The following is a 21,555-nucleotide window of genomic DNA, read 5'->3' on the forward strand; positions in this document are numbered from 1 at the left end:
GGGATAAAAATTGAGAAGCGAGCAAGAAATGTTCGATTTGATACTAGGAATAGCTCAAAAGGATGAACGAATTCGCGCGGTGTATATGAACGGCTCACGCACCAATTCGAATGCCCCCAAGGATATTTTTCAGGATTATGATATTGTTTATATAGTGACAGAGACAGCCTCTTTTATTAATAATGAACAATGGACAACTATGTTTGGTGATATGCTGATGATGCAAGAGCCGGATAAGAATGACCAATCAACAGGCATAGATATGGATTTTTCCCGGTCTTACGGATATCTAATGCTGTTTACAGATGGAAATCGTATCGATCTTCATATTGAAACCAAAGAATCGATGCTAACAAGGTATGTTAGCGATAAACTCACACTTCCCTTATTAGATAAGGACAACTGCCTGCCAATCATCCCTCCTCCTACAGATATTGACTATCATGTACAAAAGCCCACGGAGCCACTATTCATGGGCTGCTGCAATGATTTTTGGTGGTGTCTGCAAAACGTTGCTAAAGGAATTTGGCGTGATGAATTGCCGTATGCGAAACAAATGTTTGAATGCGTCATTAGACGCCGTTTGGATGAGATGATTTCATGGTGGGTGGGCACAAACTATGATTTTCAAGTGTCTATAGGAAAAATGGGGAAGTATATGAAGAAGTATCTCCCTGAATCCTATTGGGATATGTATAAAGAAACCTATTCGGACAGCAACGATCATCATATGTGGAATTCGGTTTTCACAGCCTGCGAATTATTCCGGATTCTGGCCAAAGAAGTCGCCGAGCATTTTCAGTATACCTATGAGATCAAGGATGACGTGAACATGACTAATTATCTAAGGCGTGTTAGAGAATTGCCTGTTGATGCCAAAGGAATATTTTGAATTTTGCTGTGTATAAGTTACTGGCTCATTGTAACCGATAATAATATGTAACACAGAACAACATCATGAAGGGAATTATTGAACTTTGAAGACTAGAATTAAAGCAGCTTTTTCGATCATACTGCCATTTATTTTAATTGCTCTAGCCTATATTTTTTACACCAAGACTAACACCATGTCCAAACCGCAACTCGATATCATACAACTGTCTCCTTATGCAATATTTCTTTTAGGGGCTGTTGTTTCTTGGAAATTTAACCGCAGCCGGGAATTTTTCATCTTAATCATTCTTACTCTATGTCTAGCGTTAATTAAATATTTGCCGGGGATTATTGGTAGACCAACGCAAATTGCTGATATCTATTCGATCATTGGTTTAGTGATTCCTATAAACATTGCGCTTTTTTCTTTTTTAAAAGAACGAGGGATATTCAGTTTATGGGGGTTTATTCGTATAGGGTTTATTCTTTCCCAATTCTTATTCATATTCTGGTTGCTTAACTCGGGACAAAGAGAGTTTCTCAATCTTATTCATAAAGACATATTACCTGTGAAGTTGGATTCAATAACTCCAGTATCGCAAGTGTCAATAATAGCCTTTATGGTAACTTTAATCATACTCATCATTAGGCAAATTTCATACAAATCCTCACAGGACATTTCCTTTATAGGTGTGTTATTTGCATTGTTTTTTGCACTGCATCATAATACTAATCCAATATTTTATGCCATATTTTTCGCGGCTTCAGGAATAATTCTTATAACAACAATCATACAGGATTCGTATTCCATGGCATTTTCTGATGAACTTACAGGTCTGCCATCAAGACGGGCCCTCAAGCAAGATATGATGAAATTGGGCATGAACTATGTGATTGCTATGTTGGACATTGATTTTTTTAAAAAGTTCAATGACACTTACGGACATGATACCGGAGATGAGGTTTTAAAGCTGGTTGCTTCGATCATAAAGGATGTAACGGGTGGGGGAAAATCCTTTCGTTATGGCGGAGAGGAGTTCACCATTCTTTTTCCAGGCAAAAGCATAAATGATGTGCTTCCTCATCTTGAAGAACTGAGAGAGAAAGTATCCAAAAGGGGTTTTACACTGCGCGGGAAGGGCAGATCTAAAAAAAATTCAAAAAGCAAATCTAGAAGCGTAAAACCATCCAAACAAATTTTCATAACCGTAAGCATCGGCGTCTCCCAAAAAAGTGAAAAGCACAAAACTCCAGATGCTGTGATGAAATCCGCCGATACCGCTTTATATCGTGCAAAGAAGAAAGGCAGAAATTGTGTTAGTAAATAAAGGAGAACTAGAAAAGATGGTTCTGTGAAACTTGAGGACTTCGAAAGAAATTCATTCGAAGTACTTTCAGAGAGTATTGAACAATTAAAAATGATGAACTCTCTGCATCTTCATATATTTGCCGCTAACTATAACTGGCTTCCGGCAGAGAGACATTTCAATCTGATTTAAGCGCACGTTGCCGTAGGGCCAGATGAAGTTCAGATGTTTAAAAACAGGAGATAAACGGAGATGGCAAAAAACAGGTCAATCATGGTGGTATCTGACCATAATCGACCTGTTCAATTTAACGGAATAGCGTTATTTGGGTTATAAAATTCAAGCATTAATATGCGTACAGGGCAATGGATAAATCTTCATACAATATCACGAGGGTTATATGTGTTATTGGTTGAATGATGAAATCGTTCGTACTGGGTAGTCTAGTCCCCACAGCAGCATAAATAGATTGATATATTACTCTACTTTAAATCTTTTTTTGATATTTCGCAGACATTCCTCAACTTCATCTTTAAAATCTGGATTATTTTTCACATACTCCATGCTATATTGTTCCACGTAAGGGTAAAATTCCTGTTCTTCCATGATTACCTCTTCATTTGTAATATCATAACTTATAGATACTTTATTCTCACCAATATAATAATCTTCATCTGGTGTATAATAGGCTGATAGTGCACATCCTATAAACTCAGAACCGCAAATGTTATTACCAGACTCAAATTGAAATTCACTTAGCATTCTAAATGGGCGTCTTGTGTCTAGATCAAGGAAGCCCATGGATAAGAATAATTGATTAATAATCCATTCTTTTCTTTCCTTGTTTACAACTTGTATATTATCATTCATCTTTTCGACTCTCCTCTAATCAAATACTGGGTAAATTGAAATTATTTTTCCATTTACCACCAACCAATCAAATCTCAATCCATTTTCTGCAACCCCACTATTTCTTCCTTCCACCATAGATAATCCCGATTTTTCTGCATTTTTCACCACTTCTTGCCCCCATTTAACGATATCCTCTGGAGTGATAGGAGGACCAAATACTGTTTTGGGATCTCTAACATTCTTATAAACTACATTCCCGTCTGCATCTAGTTTAAGTTTTAATCCCCCATTTACATAATCAGTTTCTAACGAAGGAATACGATAGTATATCTCATATATTCCGTCAATTCTCGGATGTCGTTTGGGTTCACCTATAATAAAATCCGAACGAGATAAACCGTACTTTGCTGCTTCTTCGTCAATTGTCCTATAAAAACTCTCCAAATAATGTGCACCTTTTACACTAGGTTTACTTCCTCGGCCGATTCCATGTCCATCGATCAAATGCTCCATCAATTCCCTATTGTTCATATTAACTGTTTCAGAGAAAATGTTTAGTTCATTATTACCTGTCCCCTCAGCACTTCTACCCGTATACTCCCCTGATTCTAGCGCATTTTTTTGCCTTTGTCTTTCCGGCGAGAGATTTCCACCTGAGCCTTTGGAGGTGGGATGAAGGTCAGGACCCAGATCATGGAAACTCCAGTGTCCTCCAGCTGTTGCAGGAGTAAGGGAGCCAGACCCCAGGTTCATCTTTTGGGCTATGCTTTGCAGAAAGCCTTCCAGGGATGCGGGACTGTTCGGAATGCTGATGGCATGGGTTTTTAATTTTCCATCTCCTGCTGCGAGTTCTGGATGACCCTCCTTTTTTTCCAGTTGCCCAAGCATTGCGGATATTCCTGATTTTTCGGCGCGCTCACCAACTTGTTCACCGACGCGTTCACCAAACTTTCCCGGTTTCAGCTCCCCCGGTTTCAACTTGCGGAAAAACTTCATTGGTGCTGTAAACGCTTGTTCTCCAGGAATGAGCGTGGTTGCGAGATCCAGCTCGGCAAAGGCAGCTTCTACTTCGGTCTGTCCCGCCCGGTAATTTTCTTCCGGTGTGCTGGTTAACGGATTTAACCGTTTGTTCCGCTCTCTTTCCATAAGAAGCTCCATGGTGTCCTTGCCATAATCTAAAGCATCGTTCATCATTTCCTTCATGGATGTATTTCTAACGTAGCTGACGGTATCTAACATGCCTTTAAAGGTAGCATTTCGTTCTTCCAGAGGGGCGATCTCTTTTCCATGATTCAGGATGGAGTAAGTTCTTCGCATCTCCTCATCGTTTTGTCCCGTTAAGACTATATCGCCTATATCGACGACATGGTTCCATAGTCCCTTCGCAAAACTAAGTAATTTTTGCTTCGCTCCTTGTGAATTGGCATCCACATTCGTCAGCTTGCGTTGATCTAAAACTGCGTCGATTCCGAGTTCCGCGACTTGCTGCTCAAAGCTCGAAAGGAGCGGCTGCGGATAGGACTGATGCACGGAGGCTTGAAGCAAAATTTCCGAGCTAAGGCTATTCACGCCTTCTTCAAGGTCCAGTGCGTCGGTTGTTGTACTCAGATGCAGACCATCGGTCCCCTTGAGCAGGATGCTTCCGGCAGAGAGACTCAGGCTGCCTGTCGCTTGAATCTGCATATTCTGAGTGCTCTGAAGAGTCACCCCGTGACCGGTATTCATGGATATGTACAGCGATCCTTCCTGAGCGCTTATGTTCAGCTCCGAGTTCCCTAAGGACACTTCTTTTCCCTGCGGATTCGCGAAGGATTTGACCCCGGGATCGGCCATTTTACGGTGGTGCCGTTCGGCAGGCGTTTCCGCCGCTACTCCCTGGACCGTGTGGGATGAAGGGGGAGGAGCAGCACCAGATGGTTTCGTACGCACTGACTGAATAACCATGGCATCGTCTTCGTCCGCAGTGGGAAAATAGAGCTTCACCTGTGCGCCTTTTTCCGGCATAAGATACCACACCTGATTGCCTTCGGCGGAGTAGGGGAACCACCTGGCATCTGTGGGGTCCTGCTGATCGTCCATGTCCAAATGCAGCCGAACCTGATTCCGGCTCACTTCCAGTATTTTTCCTTCAATCGCCGCTCCAATAATAGTCCTATTATAGGTTTTGGCAACGGTCACGCCTTGAGGCAAGGCGCATTCATACGACCAGGTCATGACGCCGCTTGTCATCGTGCTGGTGCGTTTGGTAATGACGTAGGTGAGGCCAGACCGCTTGACTTCATCTCCTGGCTGCAAGATTTCCTGCAATTCGAAGGTGTACCCTGTATAGTCACTGGCCGAGGTATTCGTCCTCCCGTTAGCCGCATGGTTTAAATAGGGGGCAATCCGCCGCCGCATCCGAAACGGCACATCCTCTAAAGCGATCTGGCGCCTGGCTTCCGGAATTCCGATCCAGATTTGACTCCGGTGAGCGGTGATATTGGGCAGAAGCATAGCTCCGGCATGGGAAGCCAGACGTTTTAAAAAGCCCCAGTCCGTTTCCTGATACTGCATAATAAATTGGTTCGTCGGTCGATTCCCGAACGCTTCATCCAACTTATCGGAGCCGGAATAATCGGCCAGCACCGCGTCAATGATATCAACGTATTGTTGGTTCACTTGCTGAAAGGAACGGTTCTTGAGTTCGGTATCCAGCTTGAAGCTATGGGAGATGACCTGGATTGTGACTTGTATTTCCTGATGAAGATGCTCGATTTCTACACTGTACAACTGCCCCATGAATAAGGGATGCCGACCGCTTTTGTCTGTATACCAGAGTTCGATTTCATCTATACTGCTCGCCCTGGCTGTAATCGCATCTTCCTGATTGGGCTGAATTTGGCCTGTAATCCACAATCTGGCGTGTTCTCCAAGCTCGTGGATCATTTTAACCTGATTTAAGCGTACGTCGCCGTAGGGCCAGATAAAATTCAGATGTTGGTAGGTTAAGAGAGCTGTTGGGGATACGTTCATACCTTGGACTCCTCGCTTCGTAAACTAACTATTTTGTCCGTCATCCAGAATCGAGATGATGCCGCCGCCGCCTGGACACGAACATATTAATGTGGACTTGCTGAGCAAGGCGTGTTCCCCCTCGATCAGCACATTTTCTTTGCCGTTAGTCCATTTGCTCCCAAAAGCAATTTCAGGTTTACAGGGAAGAATCTGCAGCTTACATACACCAAAGGCGTATTCCTTACTGATATGCGCTCCGGGTATGGCGTCAGCGACGTTTAGGACCGGTTTATCCTTGATGTAAATTCCGTGGCTGTACATGGCATTCAGCACCCCCGGGTCAGTACCTTGACTGCATTGTAAAGTGGCTCCTCTCACCACATAGGAATATTCTTCGCCAAGTACACCAAGCGCCAACGCGCGCAGCAGTATGGGCAGCAGCATGTAATTTCCTCCTTGGATATGAGTGTAAAATTAGGGAGACTCCAGCCATTTTGACGTATGCAGCATGGCATAGGTCAGTGGATACCATAAGGGGGCGTCCTCCAGCTTAAATTGACAGCTCCCGATTACAGCCTTGCCATTCCAGGAACGCACGAAGGCAATCTGGTAATAGGGAGAGGGGGAGACTAGAAAAATAGATTCATAACAGCCGATGATAGCGTCCTGAATAGGAAGGTTTTTTTCATCCACCAGCTTCATACTCGGTTGTGTACGACTCATTTGCTCTATCAGCTGTTGTTGATAGATTTCCACCTGCGAAGGCTCCAGTTCGTGCTCGCTTTGGTGAAGACCAAACAGGATTCCGTGAGGCTTGTCCTGAACGACGTAGCTTCCCGGTTGATCTTTCGTCTGCTCAGCCCGAGCCTCTGGAATCCAAGAACTCGGCAGAGGTATCGTGAGTTGATTATCGTAGAGCTGAAGGGCTTGGAACTGTATTTCCTTTCCATCTGGCAGTATCAAACAGCCTGTAGGAATTTTCTCTATCGCTTCTTCAATGGGTATCATCATCCAGTTCTCATCGCTCTCGCTCACATCTAACTGCTCTTTCAAGGCTTGTTGATTATGCAGCTTCAAAAAAAATTCATCCCAATACTCCGTCAAGCTCAAGCCTCCTCGTGAGAAAGTTCTACCTTTTGCAGCCGGAAACCGCTCAACCCTCGGCGAAGCAAGCTTTCGGCAGCATCCAGGCTAACGATGAAATAAGGTTCCCTTACGTTGGATAGCCGGAAAAAGTGGTGTCCTCTGACCTTTTGGCTATCCAGCACAAGGTGTTTCAAGGTTTGGTTGTGCGGATAATACTCGGTATGCTCCGAAATCACGTCTAGATCAGGGACATGCGGAATCCAATATAACTCCTGACGCTTGTATTCTCTGTCAACGATATACATCTGTTTAAAACGCGCTTGCGTATTATATAGTTCTAAAATCCGTTTCATGGGATCGGAAAGCAGCGGTTGTGAGGCTGAAAAAGGCAGCCAATCCGTATACTCGGTCTCTGCCTTCGCATGAACATCTAAAACCTGAGCCGGGACCATGCGGACAAATGGTGTATTTAAAAGGCCGATATTCAGAGGTTCGATGTTACGGGAAATACGGCTGTCATCGAGCAGCACATAATAATGGCGCATGCACATTCCTCCTTACTCTGTCCACACGATGGACTTAAGCTGTTCATCACTGAGCTTCCATAGCTGTTGGTATTTTCGCGGGACTTTGGTTCCGTACATTGAGGCTCCCTCAAAATAGGCATGTTCGAAGGAATACGCATCCGTGAAATCCGCCTCGTCCAGATTGGCAAAGTCAAAGCGTATACCACACAGGCCGGGTACACGGTGACCTTTTTCCCGATAAGCTTGTCCGCTGGTTCCTCTAAAATCGGCTCCTTGCAAATGACTGTACCTAAAATCGGCATCGCTGAGCAGGGAGCCGCGAAAGCTGCCCCCTTCGATATGAGCTTCTTGCCACTGGCTTCCCATTAATACGCAGGAAAGAAATTGGCTTCCTCGCAAATCACTTTGGCTGAAATCGTTATATCTCAGGTCTTTTTCAACGACGTGCAGATGAGGAAGAGAAAGATTTCTTAAATTTTCATAGATATATGGCTCTTCATTCGTCTGCATCAGTAGTTTTCTTACTTCGTCCGTATTAGGGTTTTCTTGATCCTCAACATATACACATTCGCTGATATCCTTATATTCGCCAGTACGAATGAACAAACGTTTCGCCTTATGAATGGCCTTGTACTCGGGGAGCTGGACGGCTTCTGTAATCGCTAAGTGAATGATGGAACTCACGAATTGGTGGAAAAAGGGCGTGGCTTTCAACATCAGTCGTTCGATATCGGCCGCATGGAGTACACCCATGTATTTCTTCCGATCTTGTTCAAGTGCTTCCAGCATGGCAGTAAAATGGGTAAAAACCCAGGAGGCATCATAGGATAACCGACATTCGGCTTGATCTTCATACCATTTGCCAGAATAAGCCTCAACCATGTACAAGTAGGAGTGTTCCAGGATCTGAGTCCGCAAAAAAGAATAGTGGATATAGGCAATGGGTTCTTTATCACCTTGCTGCTGCATTCTCAGAATATGAGAGCATAGCTTTTGAAAGGATGCCGTAAAATTCGAAATAAATTGAGCCTTGCCATGGTGTAACTCTGCCTCCAATGTCTCCATTTGTATTTCCAGCAAGGGCAGGTAATGATGTTCGTAAAAATGTTGAAGCGCTTGTTGTTTATCCATATGGCTGATTCCCTCCTCCAATTAGTTCATTTTGATTTCAGTCCCGGAGAAGGTTGTCGTTTTATCCAGCGTAATGCTGTTGCCATTGCCGGAAAGCTCGATTTTCCCGGCAGACAGCTGAAGAGTGCCTGATGACATCGAGAGCTGGGAGGTGGCGCTGATATTGATATTTTTTCCACTTACAATATCAATTCCACTTTGGTCGCTGATCGTAATGGACATATCACTAGCGGAAATCACGATTTTATCGGGAGCGAGCATGATTTCCTTGCCATATTTGGTCCGCAGTGTCTTAATGGCGGGATCAGCCATTCGATCTGGAGCAGGAGCTGCTGCCGGCAGAGATGAAGAAGAGTTTGATCCGTCAGACGAAGCAGATGCAGTCGAATGCGTTGAGGTTGCTGTCGCATGTCCAGAAGTCGCAGCTGATTTTCCTGATGAATGCTGCGCTTCCCTTTTGACTGAGCTGATGGCGTAGCCTTCTTCCTCCTTATAGCTGGGGAAATAGATGCGGATACTGTCATTTTCCTCTGGCATGCAGTACCAGCCCGTGTTATCTGCAGACGCATAGATAGTAGAGTAGGGGAACCAATAGTCGGTGTTCGGGTCCTGCTGATCGTCCATGTCCAGCTTGGCGCGGATTTTGTCCCGGTGAACGCTGAGTACCTTGCCTTGAATGGAAGCGCCGATGATCGAGCGGTTATACTCTTTAATGGGGCGCAATCCGCTTCGCGGGGACAGCTTGCACGTATGCGTCAATACACTGTCCTTCATTTCCGTCAACACTTCGGCCACCAGCAGGTGATGACCCTTAAAGGTAACTTCATAGCCAGGTTCCAGCAAGGTTTCCGTCTTCACCTCATACTGGATAAAATCCTCATCCCGCACGCCGGGAATATGATTGTCCGAGGCGGTTTGGAAATCCGCGATCCGTTTGGACACCTTATATTGGGCCGAATTGATTTCTCCCTTGCTCAGACCCATGGGCAGGCCAACATAAAACTTGGGCACTCCATAGCCCACTGCAGGAATGAGCGGAGAATAGAAGTGGGAAGCCATCCGTTTTAGAAATTGCCAGTCGGTTTCGTCGTATTGCATAATAAACGTACCTAGAGGTGTATTGTGGGTCACGACATCCAGCGCTTCCGCTTTGGGGTAGGCGGACAAAATGCTCTCAATCAGGCCGTTATAGGTAAGCTTGGGATTTTGAAAAGACCGCTTATGCCGCTTGATGTCGAGTTCGTATGTATGGGATATCGCTTCAAAGGTCAGGTAATGAACGCCGTGAACCACGTTCTCCTCCACATCCAAGGCAATGCCCCGAAAGAGAGGATGGCGGTTGCCGGAATTGTCCGTGACAAAGGCTTTAACCTGAGTCTCTTCATCCGAAGCACGAATATAGCTCTCGCGTCTTTCTTCGGAAATAATTCCGGTACAGAACATGCGGGCGTGGTCGTTTACGGTTTTCACAATTTTAAGCTCATGAAGATGAGTAAATTCATAGGGCATAATTTCGATATGACCGTAAGTTATGGTATCTTTCATAGGGATCTGTCTCCTTTTATGATGATTTTAAGGTTCATCTGTATGCTGCTTTGAAAATCCAGTATATGCATATATCGGCTAAAACAGGGATTCAGTTTACAAAATGACCCATTAGTTGAGGGTTTTTCAATGGTAATTATTGGGGGTTGGGTATAATTTGCGGAATCGACAAGGGAGGAGGGAGGCTAACAAATACGCAGAAGAGTCTGTATGATTCGCATGAATATGATATGATAACTGCAATCCCACCGGGTGTGGGTTAGACTGCTGCCACCTATGAGTACCGTCCTCCTTTGCTTGAAAATTTGGCTGGCGAAACCAATTCTCAGTATAGCAAAGCAGGACTTTTTTCCATCATGCCTCACGGTACTTCCTGTACAGTTCTCCCAGGCATAGCCTGGGGCTTAAATATTCGAGTTATGTTTGTTCAAAATCGTCTCAGATGGATCCGCATTTACCCTTTTAAAATATAACTTGGATCGTTTGTTTATCGTCATAACCATTAGGATTACAAGATAAGGAATCGCCACTATGAGAGTTCCTTGGCCCAATGAGGCTAAAATTACTAAGATGATACAGACAATAGAGGACTTATATCTCTTCATTTTTATGAAGGTGAAAATTAATGAAGTTAAGATCAATGGAAACATCAGCCCTCCCTGAATGCGTCCTAATACATAGCTTTGTTCTGACATATCTTGAGGCATATTATCGATCATACTGTAAACGATTTTGTTCGCCCAATAACCCGAGGAGCGCATCGGATCCACCTGCGAAACCACAAAATAAGGAATCCCAAGCGCGAATATTTGCAAAATCATTAGACCTTGGATCACTTTGATAGATAATGGCATTTTCATAGAATGAGTATCCTCCGTAAAAGCATGTTTTTTTCTACAGATTGATTGAAATTATGAGGTGCGACACTAGCAGAGCATAAAAACGGCACCTAAGATTTATTGATATAAATCATATCCCAATACTGCAGCGACTGAACCGTAAAGGTCACGTAATTGCCTCGATCGTCCGATCCGGTTGTGAAGGAAGACGTATAAGTTTTTCCGTTATCGTAATCAGGAGAAGCCCAACTTACCGAGTTTACCGTGCCGGAACCGTAGTAATATTTGACGGTAACATTTGATTGCAAAGCTGGGACCGGATACGTAGCATCCGCATCGCGCCAATGGTTTGACGGAACGCCAAGCAGATTGATTAGATGAATGACATCATACCCGTTGCCGGATTTCGTAAATGTCCAAACGGTGTTTGGGGTTGCATTTGTGCTGGTTGCTATGTCGTGCAGATACACGATGTTATGGGTATTTGAGAGTCCTCCACGCAACAGATTTTGATAAGAGACCATGAAATCGTAATAATTTCGCAATTCTTTTTTTAATTCATCGCTCATGATGAGATGTTTATTCGGAAAGTATTCGAGAGACAGCATATTCGTACCGTCCCCCAGCTCGATATGTGCTCCTCCGCTTGCGAAGATGGTGGCATCTGTCAGAAGGACGCCCGGCGCGTTAAAATAACCCTGATTGAATTCTCTAAAATTTTCTTGATAATTACGATCCATATACGCTGCAAGAACGGTTGCTTTATTTCCTCCGCTTGCCAAAGTTCCGGAATCAATTGAATTTTTCAAATCATTGTAAGTTGTTTGTCCGCTGCCCTCCCACATCTCGGAATATAGTATATCTGCGTTGCTTGCGCCGGCTTCCTTTTGCCCGTAATTCCCCACACTGTTAAATACAATCGATTTCCCGAGCGACGCCTTTGCGTTGTTGATAAAACCCTGGAACGTCTGGTCCATGTCGACCGGATTTCCATGGAAGTCGTACATTCTGCCGCCGCCGAGAGAATCGATATGCCAGCCATCGAAAGGAAAGGCGGAGAACACCTCTTTTTCGCGATTGAATATATAGTTCTGCCATTCTGTATTGGCCGGATTGAAAATATAAAGAGCTGACGAAGCCCAGCCGCTAGGTAAAGGATTGCTATATTGGCTGGAGGGAGGATTATCGTTAAAGAGACCCCATTGGTAGTTCACGCCGCTGCCGTCTTCCTCATAGCCGCTAAATGCACCGTGCATAAGATTATAATTTATCGCAGCGGCGTTGAACGAGTGTGCGGCATTTATATAATCCGACACCGTTTGGCGGTAAATTGTACGGTTCCCAATATCGCTCCAAGAGGAGGAAGGGTTGTCAGCCGATCCTGCTAGGGGAACGTGCTGCTTCCACTGCCAATCGTAAAATTGGATCGCGTTAATATGGTAATTTTTCAATTGCCAGGCAATATTGTACGAAGTGTCGGAAGATTGCGAATCAAAAGTTGAAATATACCCATACCGTGGAAACTTTTGCCAAGTAGAGGATACATCAACTGCTGTGTTCATATTGTCAAGAATATGGCCTGAGGCGTCTATTGCCCAAATTTCCACAGAGTAACCTTGATAGTCGGTTGCCGGGGGATCCCAAGTAAACGCGATGCTGCTTGCAGCCCCAGCGTCGAGATTGAATTGTTGGGACTGCGGTGGCGCCACTTCATCGCCCAAATGTTTAAAATAAACGGTCAGGGTCCCGTTGGAGATAGTTGTGTTTGTGTTATTTTGCAAATTTGCATAAATAATTACGGTGGAGCCGGGGGTGTATCTCGCCTTGTCTGTGTTTACGTCGGTAATTAGTTTACCGATACTCGCGGCGCGAACCGAGAACTGGCCGGAAAACGCCAGTATTATTGCAAAGATAACAGCAAATAATCCCCTTGTATGATTATGTAATCGATGTCCCATAATACTTCCTCCTGTCGATATTTGAATAATATTTCCCTTCTGAGTAAGTTTTTGTTTGACCATATATGTTTATCGGCTTAGCCCTTTTCTTTTTTGAGTAAAATCTAGGCGTAGAGCCGACCGGCATTATTGGTTCACCGCTTGAAAAGGAGGGAGCATAAGCCCCCTCCAGTTTCCAGCCATTTGCTAACGATTTGCGATCTTATAATGGAGAATGGTTACAGCTTCAAGGTAACCGTATTCGAGTAAGCTGACAGCCCAGCCTCATTTACAGCCGCTACCCGATAGGTGTAGCGATTGCCGCGCATGACAGTTCTATCCGTGAAGCTGACGTTACCCGAGAATCTCAGTCCAACTGGGAAGAAGACTCCGCCATTATCAGAGCGTTCGATCACAAAACCAGTCTCATTATTGGAATTGTCCCTCCAGGTCAGACGAACTCGCGGTCCGGCTAGCCGTCTTGCCGTCAAATGAGTTGGAGCCGCCGGCGGCTGAACCTGATGGGGATCAACCTTCACGACATTGGAAAAGTCGGAGTCGACTGTCACCGCCGGGAAGCCGGGAGTAGCGGTATCGCCGACAGTGTTGGAGGCAAACACCCGGTAGTAATAAATGTTGATAGTGATGCCGATTGGATCGGTGTATGAAGTTGAATTAGCTGGCAGCGTTGCTATGGTAGTCCATGGGCCAGAACTGCTGGCTGCCCGCTGGACAGTGAAGCCAGTATCGTTCGCGGAATTGTCCGTCCAGGTTAAAACTGCACGCTTGTTGACAAAGGAACCGGTAAGATTGGCAGCGAGACTGGAAGGCGCTTTCGGCGGAACGGCAAACGCCATAGCATGCATCATATCCATCTCTTCATGAGCTAAAAGATGGCAGTGATACACGTATTCCCAACCGAAGTTCACATAGTGGTTGGTAATTTGGTTGATTGGATTTCCCAAAGGATCGGTCCATCCTGCAGGTGGCGGCGGTGTCAATATAGCGCCCTCGGGCATTGTCGGGTCGATCAGACGAACACTGTTGGGTACCTCGAATGGCACCTGTGCAGGGGAAGGAGTTCTAGGTCGGAGAGCAATAATTGTATGCTCGAGCGGGTTTACTCTAAAGGTTTCCTTCCAGCCCAGTTCATTAGGATCAGGCGGCAGCATAGCTCCGTCCCAGGCAACACGGTTAATGAGCTGCGCAGAAAACAAGTGGGTATGAATGGTATGGGTATCCACGCCGTTGTGAGTGATTTTCCAGATCTGAGTTCCATCATCCAGTGAGCCAATCGGAGTCGCATTAAGATTTGCTGTGCCTTTGATAATTTCAACGGGGGGGCTGGCATAGCCGTAAACCACAAATTGACTGAAGTTAGAACTCGTGATAGGGAATTCGAGTCCAAGCATGCCGCTCATCCGTCCATACCTCGTGTCGTAGACTTCACCCATTTCATCTTGTAAAGCCTTCGGTTCGATCTGCAGGGTAACAGGCGGCTGAAGAGCTCCGCTCGCATCTATCGGACTAAAGGTTTTGGAAAACTCAAAAAGTTGCACGTAGGCGCTGGAAGCGTTAGCAGGTAAATTATTAACGTTATAGGCGGAGTTATAAGCAGCCTGCGGGATAATGATCGGATCATGAGTTGCTTCAAAGACGCCTCTTTTTGTATCTGTTTTAGAAAAAGCTGCTTCCAGCGCAGTAATGTCATACGCAGGTGCGGGAGCGGCTGCCGCCACTCTGATCTGTATGATCGTGCGGATATTAGGGCCGTAGCCAGGCTGCGTGGAAGGCGCGCCGCCTTCGGCAGTTAGGTCCGGGTTGCCGGTGTAATAGTCATAGCGCGGATCGGCAGCGGGGAAAGCTGCAGGAGCATCGTTGTAAAGAATGAGGGTCTTTCCGGCATATTGGGAAAAGTCAACGATGACATCTGCCCGTTCAGCGGTTCCCAGCAGGAGCGAGTGCTGATCGACATTTCCGAAGTTGAAGTTTGTCGCATTCAGATTCCATGTGATCGGCTGGCTGGGAATCACCACAGGTGCCGGCAGGAAACCGCTCTCGGTGCCGATCTGAATCCAATCCGGTCCTTTTAAGGCAGGATCGGGCACGCCGCTTGGCCAGTCTGCAGGAATGCCCGGAGTTCCACTAGCGGGTACCATCTTGACTTCTGTAGCATATCCCGTGTCAGGCGAGATATAGCCGGCGGGATCAGCTACATACAATTGCAAATTAAAGAAACGGTCATCGGCAGCATTCAGAATGCGGAAACGATAAGCCTTGGGCTCCACTTCCAGGTAGGGGTAGGCGGTACCATTGACAAGTGGAGTATCCATAAACGCTTCACCCGGCATGGAAGGGTTCGGCGTCCCAGGCATCATTGGCGGAAGCTCGGGTGCATTTACGGGATCGTAGTAGGGGTTCGGAACCGGCCCATGCTCTATATTCGTTGTGGGCGGCCAAAACCACGGACCATACATCCATCGGCCAAATGCGTTTGCCCCGCTGGGGTCCCAAGGATTCTGGGCCGGGCTGTAGACATGAGGATACCACAGGTCGCCGGTATTGGGTGTACCTGGCGTTGTTCCCCATGCCCAAGTGGGATCCGTGTTAAGGATGGTTTTGGCATCAACGAAGGTTTTGTCTTGGATAACGAGGGGAATCCCAAGGTCGGGAAGAATCTTTTGCAAGCCCGGATTCACCCCGGTTGTGTTGGTTCCGTTGATAAGATCCTGTTCCACCTGATCTGTCAATAGATAAGCTGCGGCTTCTCCGGCATAGACATTAAGGCGAGTGATGCCATAGGAGTGATCATGATAGAACATGAGCCGTGCACTTTGTGCATTGGTGTAGTACAGGGTCTGTATACCATCGCGGGGGTCGTCTGCATTCTCCATATCAGGGACATTTACTACACTGACGCCCTGGGGGTAGGGAGTGTCTTCTCCCGCCGGGGTAATCCACTGATGGGGCGTTCCGTCGCTAATCCAGACCGTATTACTGCCATGGAGATGGATGTTGGCGCGATTTTGTGTGTAATCCATCGGCACGGCATTCATTCCTTGAGGTCCCATCCCCGCCCCCATAACGGTAGTATCTACCGGAATGAAGAGATTGCCGCCAGCGCCGGTAGGAAGCAGATTATAGAATTTGATGCGTACCGGTACGTCACGGGTGGCGATAATAGCAGGCCCCATATAATGAGGGGCATCTACTCCATAAGCCTGAGTACCATCACCTTTTACAATCGGCGCCCCATTATGGGTTAAAGCAATTTGCGCACCGGGAACGGCTGTTGTAGACAATTGCACATAGCCTCGGAGCGTGGTGGGCGGCAGATCGGAGTGCATCTGTTCTGTAAACTGGGCTACGGCGATTTCATAGTAGTCAGAACCCGGATAAGTCGTCGTATCAGGGGCAGCAATCGGGATATACTGGCCTAAAGCGTTTGTGCTGTTAGGTCCAAGCCCTGGCATTGCATCAACGAATTTTCTCAGCGGCGGGCTGTAGGCCCAGTTGGCGGTACCGAAATAATCCGGAATCAAATATCCAGTATTCGGATCTGGCACGAGAGCCGCCCGGTCTATAGATTTTTTTGTCTGCATCTTTCTCATCCTCATAAAGTTATTTATGAAGCAATGCTATCCTTAATCTTTTCCTTCTCTAAATATTATTCATTCTGTAAATTAGGGTTTGTGCGTGAATCATCATGTATGATAATTATTTCACTAACTCGATTTGATAGACGGATATAGTAAAGAGGACATCACTTGTAATAGAGAATGCTGCCGAATTGCTTGGACGTTCATATTCGTATATAATGAATTGACTAATTGATGAATCACTAACCTAATTGAGGGGGCGCAATTCAATGACAAAATCCGAGACGAAATCGGTTAATCGCAAATCGGACATCATTTCGGCGGCGATTGAGGTATTCGCGGAGACTGGGTACTTTCGGGCAACGACGGCACAAGTCGCGGAACGAGCCCAAATATCGCAGCCCTATATCTTTCGTTTTTTCTCGACTAAAGAAGCTTTGCTGCTGACGGCGCTGGAGGTATCCTGGACGCGAGTGATCGATTCTTTCCGCAAAGTTGTGGAGTCCACGTCGCCAGAACACCTGGAGACCGAGCTAATCCAGGCCTACGTGGTTATTTTGGAATCCTATCGGAATGAAGTGCTGCTTCAGATGCAGGCGCAGACGATCCAGGAAGAATCGATCCGGGAAGCGATGCGAAATGGATTCGGGGAAGTCCGCCAAATGGTTCTGGATGCCTTCCGCTCAGCCGGCATTCCAAATGCGGAGGAACGGACGATGCTATTCCTGGCCCGGGGAATGCTATGTAACATTTCGGCAGCGCTGGCTATGCCCGAGTTGATGGAAATATGAGGAGTGGAAGAGCTTTTTAAAAGTGGTGATTGACTAATCAATCACTACTTGATACATTGTTATTAAGTTAGTGATTGATCAATCACGATATTACGATGAGGTGATTCCATTGGAAAAAGCGATTGTCGTAGGAGCAACTGGCGGTAATGGGGCTTCGGTTACGGAGGAACTGGTCAAGCGGGGGATACGGACAGTGCCTTCGGGCGATCTCGCGAGAAGCTGGAACAGCTTAGGGCTAGACTCGGTAATCCGCAGAATTTAACAATTGCAGTAGGTGACGCTTGTCGTCCGCATGACATCGTGACCGCTTCAGAAGGTACGGACGTCCTGTTCCATTGCGCCAACGTGCCGTATCACGAGATGGTAAGCAAGCTGATTCCTCTAGGCGAATCCGTGATGGAGGCCGCAGAACGTCTGAGCTTGAAGGTGGTCGTGATCGACGGCATTTATCCTTATGGAAGAAGACAGATGGCGCGGGCGACCGAGGAGCACCCGAAGCAGCCGCATACTAGAAAGGGCAAGATTAGGCTCGCCTACGAGAAAATGCTGTTTGGCGACCGATGGAGCCGGGCTAAGGTTATGATCGTCCGCTTGCCGGATTATTTCGGCCCTACAGCGAACGAGGCTTCTTATTTAGGCACTACGCTCGAAGCAATCGCAGCCGGTAAGATGGCTTTTTTCATTGGCAATATGCGTGTCCCTAGGGAGTTCGTCTACTTGCCGGACGCGGCGTTCATGATTGCGGAGCTCGCTGCCAGAGATGATGTTTATGGCGAGAACTGGCATATTCCGGGCGCAGGCTTGATCTCGGGCAGGGAGATTGTACGAATCGCCCGTAAGGCAAGCGGAAGCGCTAAGCCAGTTATTCCGCTTGGAAGAGTTGGGCTATCTTTGCTCGGCATGGCCGTGCCGGTTATGAAGGAGGTAGTAGAGATGCTCTATCTAACCGAAGAGCCGCTTGTCTTGAGCGGGGATAAATACGAGCGTTTGATCGGACCGGTACGGGCGACAGCCTTTGAAGAGGGAATTACCGTTACGGTTCGCGCGTTGCAGAGAAAAAATGGCTCTTTTATTGGATGATAGTGATTGATTAATCACTAACTATGGTGCGGGAGGCAATTTATGGAGCGTTTATCCTCTTGGATTACGGGAATGTCCCGGTTGGAGCAGCAAACGCTATGTTTGGCGGAGTCTATACGGTAACCGGCGTAGGCACTGCCTGTACGGCTGCCGGACCTACAGCAGCACCGTAGACAGGCGCAACAGCTCGCTCAAACGCAGCGCGGCCAGGATTTTCCTGCCATAACGCAGGTTTTTCAGGCGAATAGCGGCAAGCAAGATGGAGTCCCGGCGAAAGTGCAGGAATTTGAAGCTGGAACCGCTAAGATCGATGATTGGAGCCGAAGTGCCTGCACTTTTGCACGAATGTAGGGGAGGCCAAGCTTTTACGGGGAAAAAGATGTAGCGCTGCAGGTTTTTCCATCACGATTAGATTCAATATCACATTTAGTTATAGCAAAGAGGGACTTGCCGCCCCTCTATATCTATGTGTTTAAGCCTGACTATTCGTCTGCTTGGAGCGTATTAAAGTGGCCACCAAAACCGAGCTCGTCCTGCCTATTGAGGATAGGGATGGTATAATTGGCTAGTGGAAAATCTGGTGATTTTAGTTAAGAGATGTTAAACGATGCATATTGGAGCTGATTTGGATAATACCGTTCTTGAGGCTACTTCAGCATATTTACAATATTATAATCAAGCTCCGGATTATCGTTAACACCGGGCGATGTGGATGATTTTTATATATACCGTTTGCTTGCGTGGCAGCACCGGCAAAGTACGGACCAGCGAACACTCGGAGGGTTGTTTTATTTTCTCTGTGATGAGATCGCCACCTTGGACTGGACGGTTGCCTTGAGGCAGTTGATCAAGCTACTCCATGAAATCGCCGTCAAGACCGGCAAAAAAACTTCAGCTCTGATTAAAAGTCAACTCCAGCAGTCAACTCCAGCAGTGGATCGCCGGTTTGCTCAGCTACATCAAGGCTTATCTGCCGATTTCAGGCTACGAAAGTTGAGTTCCAAGTTCGAGTTTTTTCAATAAGGTGATCGAAGAAAGATTGTAGATCGTGTTAATACGGTTGAAGCGCGTCTTTGGAAAGGCAGATTTCTCTATTCGTAAATAAGCAAATAAAGGCAACTATTCTGGGAGAACATCATGTAACAATCTTATAACGGATGGTAAAGCCATACCCCATAACAAAATTCATAGGGTAAGAAGATAGTTACCGAGCAGGAACTCGCTATGTATCTACGTGATCATGACTTATTCATTGCGGACGAAAATTTAAACAAATTGTATGCAGTAACTAAATAGACACTAAAATCACATAGTTCTAGAATCATTTCATGTAAAATAAAAAAGGACACTCCGAAAATTTGCCAGTTGGTGTCGAAAAGAATAATGTTAACGCTGGAATTTGATAAATCTTAAGGGGGGATATTTTGAGTATCGATCTTAAAAAAAGGGCTGAAGAAAATTTAATCAATCTATCAAAAAAAGCAACGATCAGTCTTGCCAAAAAAGGTTTGAATGGCCAAAAAGCTAGAGTAAGCCTAGCACTTGATATCTCAGGGTCCATGTCAGGTATGTATAGAGGTGGGATTGTACAAGAAGTCTGTGAGCGTATACTGAGCCTTGCTATGAATTTTGATGACAACCAGGCTGCTGATGTGTTCCTGTTTGGTGCTAAATATCATACGGTGGGAGAAATTCAAAAAGATAACTTTTATCAGTTCGTGGATCGCGAGATCCTTTCCCGCTTCTCACTTGAAAGCTCAACTAATTATGCAGGTGTTATGAATCGCATCGTGGATTACTATTTCCCAGACGCTTTATCTGTTCAAAAGAAGGGGTTTCTTGGTCTAGGAAAAAAAGAAATAACTGTAGATGAGAATAAATATCGTAATGAAGAACCCGTATACGTAATTTTCATTACAGACGGCAACAACTTTGACCAGACCGAAACAGAAGGGATTATCAGACAGTCATCCAAACTGGGGATTTTCTGGCAGTTCGTTGGAGTAGGTAGGCAACAATTCACCTTCCTAAAAAGACTGGACGATCTTAAAGGAAGGTTTATCGATAATGCGAATTTCTTCCAAGTTAATGATCTTCGCAAAATTTCCGATGAAGAACTTTATGATTCTTTGCTGAATGAGTTTCCATCCTGGCTTTCAGAGGCGAGAAGTAAATCATTAATTAAATAAAGATACATATTACCCCAAATATTTTTATGGAGGCAGTCTCACATGAGTAATGGATTAAACTCTTTTCAAGGATGGTTAAGCCGTACAAAAGGAAATTTAATGGATGGCGTGAAAAAATTCAAAAACAAAGAATTACTTGATGCAATCGTTGCTGGCTGCGCGATGGTTTCTGTAGCAGATGGAACAATTGATAACTCGGAGAAACAAAAAATGGCAGGATATCTGGGTCGCAGCGATGAACTTAAAGTGTTTAACATGAGTGAGGTAATTGAACGGTTCAATCACTTCTCCGGTAATATGGAATTTGATGTAATGATAGGCAAACAAGAAGCTCTTCGAGTAATCGCGAAGTTTAAATCAAAGCCAGAAATCGGCCGGGTGATTGTTGGTGTGTGTTGTGCTGTTGGTTCTGCAGACGGAGACTTCGATAATAACGAGAAAAGTACCGTCCGTGACATTTGTAATACTCTAGGACTTTCGGCAGGTGAATTTGGCCTATAAGCTTTTTAGACACAAGTCTGAAAAACATACTTCATTGACATTTTAGCAATCATAACCAATACTTAAGATAATCGAATGGTTCACAATGAAAATACCTATAACTGTCTTTTTTTGGCATGTTATGGGTATTTTTTGACATCAACTACATTTTTTATACGGAAATTCCGAGATAAATATATGTAGGCGATGAACTTAAATGTTTTTTTGGTAGATTGTTGAAACCGCATCTCGGTTATCCCCGTATCAAAGGATGTAAGAAAATAGGGGGTTGAAAAATTGCCGATATAGGAAAAAACACCTATAT

The 21,555-nt window shown here is 45.5% G+C and carries 15 protein-coding genes and 2 pseudogenes; 7 read left to right on the forward strand and 10 right to left on the reverse strand.

All coding sequences use genetic code 11. From position 1 onward, the window contains the following. Positions 1-10 precede the first annotated feature (10 nt). Both VK70_RS00860 and VK70_RS00865 read left to right on the forward strand, forming a co-directional pair. Entirely contained in the window at positions 11-892 is an 882-nt protein-coding gene (locus tag VK70_RS00860; protein ID WP_025695800.1) for an aminoglycoside 6-adenylyltransferase, read from the forward strand. 85 nt (positions 893-977) lie between these two features. Continuing rightward, the gene (locus VK70_RS00865) at positions 978-2,201 is read left to right on the forward strand and encodes a GGDEF domain-containing protein (protein WP_025695799.1); all 1,224 of its coding nucleotides are present in this window, start codon (positions 978-980) and stop codon (positions 2,199-2,201) included. A 456-nt stretch (positions 2,202-2,657) separates the two neighbouring features. On the opposite strand, the gene cdiI is transcribed toward VK70_RS00865, so the two are convergent. The 10 genes from cdiI to VK70_RS00915 form a co-directional block, all read right to left on the reverse strand. Further along, positions 2,658-3,050, reverse strand: a complete 393-nt coding sequence (gene cdiI / locus VK70_RS00870; RefSeq protein ID WP_025698578.1) for a ribonuclease toxin immunity protein CdiI — start codon at positions 3,048-3,050, stop codon at positions 2,658-2,660. Positions 3,051-3,065: 15 nt separating this feature from the next. Further along, positions 3,066-6,044: a contractile injection system protein, VgrG/Pvc8 family gene (locus tag VK70_RS00875; protein ID WP_025698576.1), complete on the reverse strand. Its 2,979-nt coding sequence runs from the start codon at positions 6,042-6,044 to the stop codon at positions 3,066-3,068. A 24-nt stretch (positions 6,045-6,068) separates the two neighbouring features. Beyond that, positions 6,069-6,470 (reverse strand): DUF4280 domain-containing protein, encoded by a 402-nt coding sequence (locus VK70_RS00880; RefSeq protein ID WP_025698574.1) that lies wholly within the window; start codon positions 6,468-6,470, stop codon positions 6,069-6,071. A 30-nt stretch (positions 6,471-6,500) separates the two neighbouring features. After that, positions 6,501-7,130 (reverse strand): hypothetical protein, encoded by a 630-nt coding sequence (locus tag VK70_RS00885; protein WP_025698572.1) that lies wholly within the window; start codon positions 7,128-7,130, stop codon positions 6,501-6,503. A 2-nt stretch (positions 7,131-7,132) separates the two neighbouring features. After that, on the reverse strand, positions 7,133-7,657 hold the full coding sequence (locus VK70_RS00890; protein WP_025698570.1) for an imm11 family protein: 525 nt from the start codon (positions 7,655-7,657) through the stop codon (positions 7,133-7,135). A gap of 12 nt (positions 7,658-7,669) precedes the next feature. Further along, positions 7,670-8,770 carry a pentapeptide repeat-containing protein gene (locus VK70_RS00895; RefSeq protein ID WP_025698568.1) on the reverse strand — a complete coding sequence of 367 codons (1,101 nt, stop codon included), beginning with the start codon at positions 8,768-8,770 and terminating at the stop codon, positions 7,670-7,672. Positions 8,771-8,791: 21 nt separating this feature from the next. After that, the gene (locus VK70_RS00900) at positions 8,792-10,315 is read right to left on the reverse strand and encodes a hypothetical protein (RefSeq protein WP_025698566.1); all 1,524 of its coding nucleotides are present in this window, start codon (positions 10,313-10,315) and stop codon (positions 8,792-8,794) included. Positions 10,316-10,719: 404 nt separating this feature from the next. Continuing rightward, a complete protein-coding gene (locus tag VK70_RS00905; protein ID WP_025698564.1) occupies positions 10,720-11,175 on the reverse strand; it encodes a hypothetical protein in 456 nt (151 codons plus the stop codon). Positions 11,176-11,264: 89 nt separating this feature from the next. Continuing rightward, positions 11,265-13,112: a glycoside hydrolase family 66 protein gene (locus VK70_RS00910; protein ID WP_025698562.1), complete on the reverse strand. Its 1,848-nt coding sequence runs from the start codon at positions 13,110-13,112 to the stop codon at positions 11,265-11,267. 218 nt (positions 13,113-13,330) lie between these two features. Beyond that, on the reverse strand, positions 13,331-16,702 hold the full coding sequence (locus VK70_RS00915; protein WP_144415159.1) for a hypothetical protein: 3,372 nt from the start codon (positions 16,700-16,702) through the stop codon (positions 13,331-13,333). A gap of 257 nt (positions 16,703-16,959) precedes the next feature. Here VK70_RS00915 and VK70_RS00920 point away from each other — a divergent pair, with 257 nt between their 5' ends. From VK70_RS00920 to VK70_RS00940, 5 genes and pseudogenes are all read left to right on the forward strand, one after another. Further along, positions 16,960-17,481 (forward strand): TetR/AcrR family transcriptional regulator, encoded by a 522-nt coding sequence (locus VK70_RS00920; protein ID WP_025697722.1) that lies wholly within the window; start codon positions 16,960-16,962, stop codon positions 17,479-17,481. 109 nt (positions 17,482-17,590) lie between these two features. Further along, positions 17,591-18,561 (forward strand): annotated as a pseudogene (locus tag VK70_RS00925) (NAD(P)H-binding protein). Positions 18,562-19,278: 717 nt separating this feature from the next. Beyond that, positions 19,279-19,558 (forward strand): annotated as a pseudogene (locus tag VK70_RS28770) (IS4 family transposase); the annotation flags it as partial. A gap of 427 nt (positions 19,559-19,985) precedes the next feature. Further along, positions 19,986-20,750 (forward strand): VWA domain-containing protein, encoded by a 765-nt coding sequence (locus tag VK70_RS00935; protein ID WP_025697718.1) that lies wholly within the window; start codon positions 19,986-19,988, stop codon positions 20,748-20,750. 42 nt (positions 20,751-20,792) lie between these two features. Next, entirely contained in the window at positions 20,793-21,251 is a 459-nt protein-coding gene (locus VK70_RS00940) for a tellurite resistance TerB family protein (RefSeq protein ID WP_025697716.1), read from the forward strand. The last annotated feature ends 304 nt before the right edge of the window (positions 21,252-21,555 follow it).

Source organism: Paenibacillus durus ATCC 35681, from assembly GCF_000993825.1.
GTDB classification, from domain to species: domain Bacteria; phylum Bacillota; class Bacilli; order Paenibacillales; family Paenibacillaceae; genus Paenibacillus_AQ; species Paenibacillus_AQ durus_B.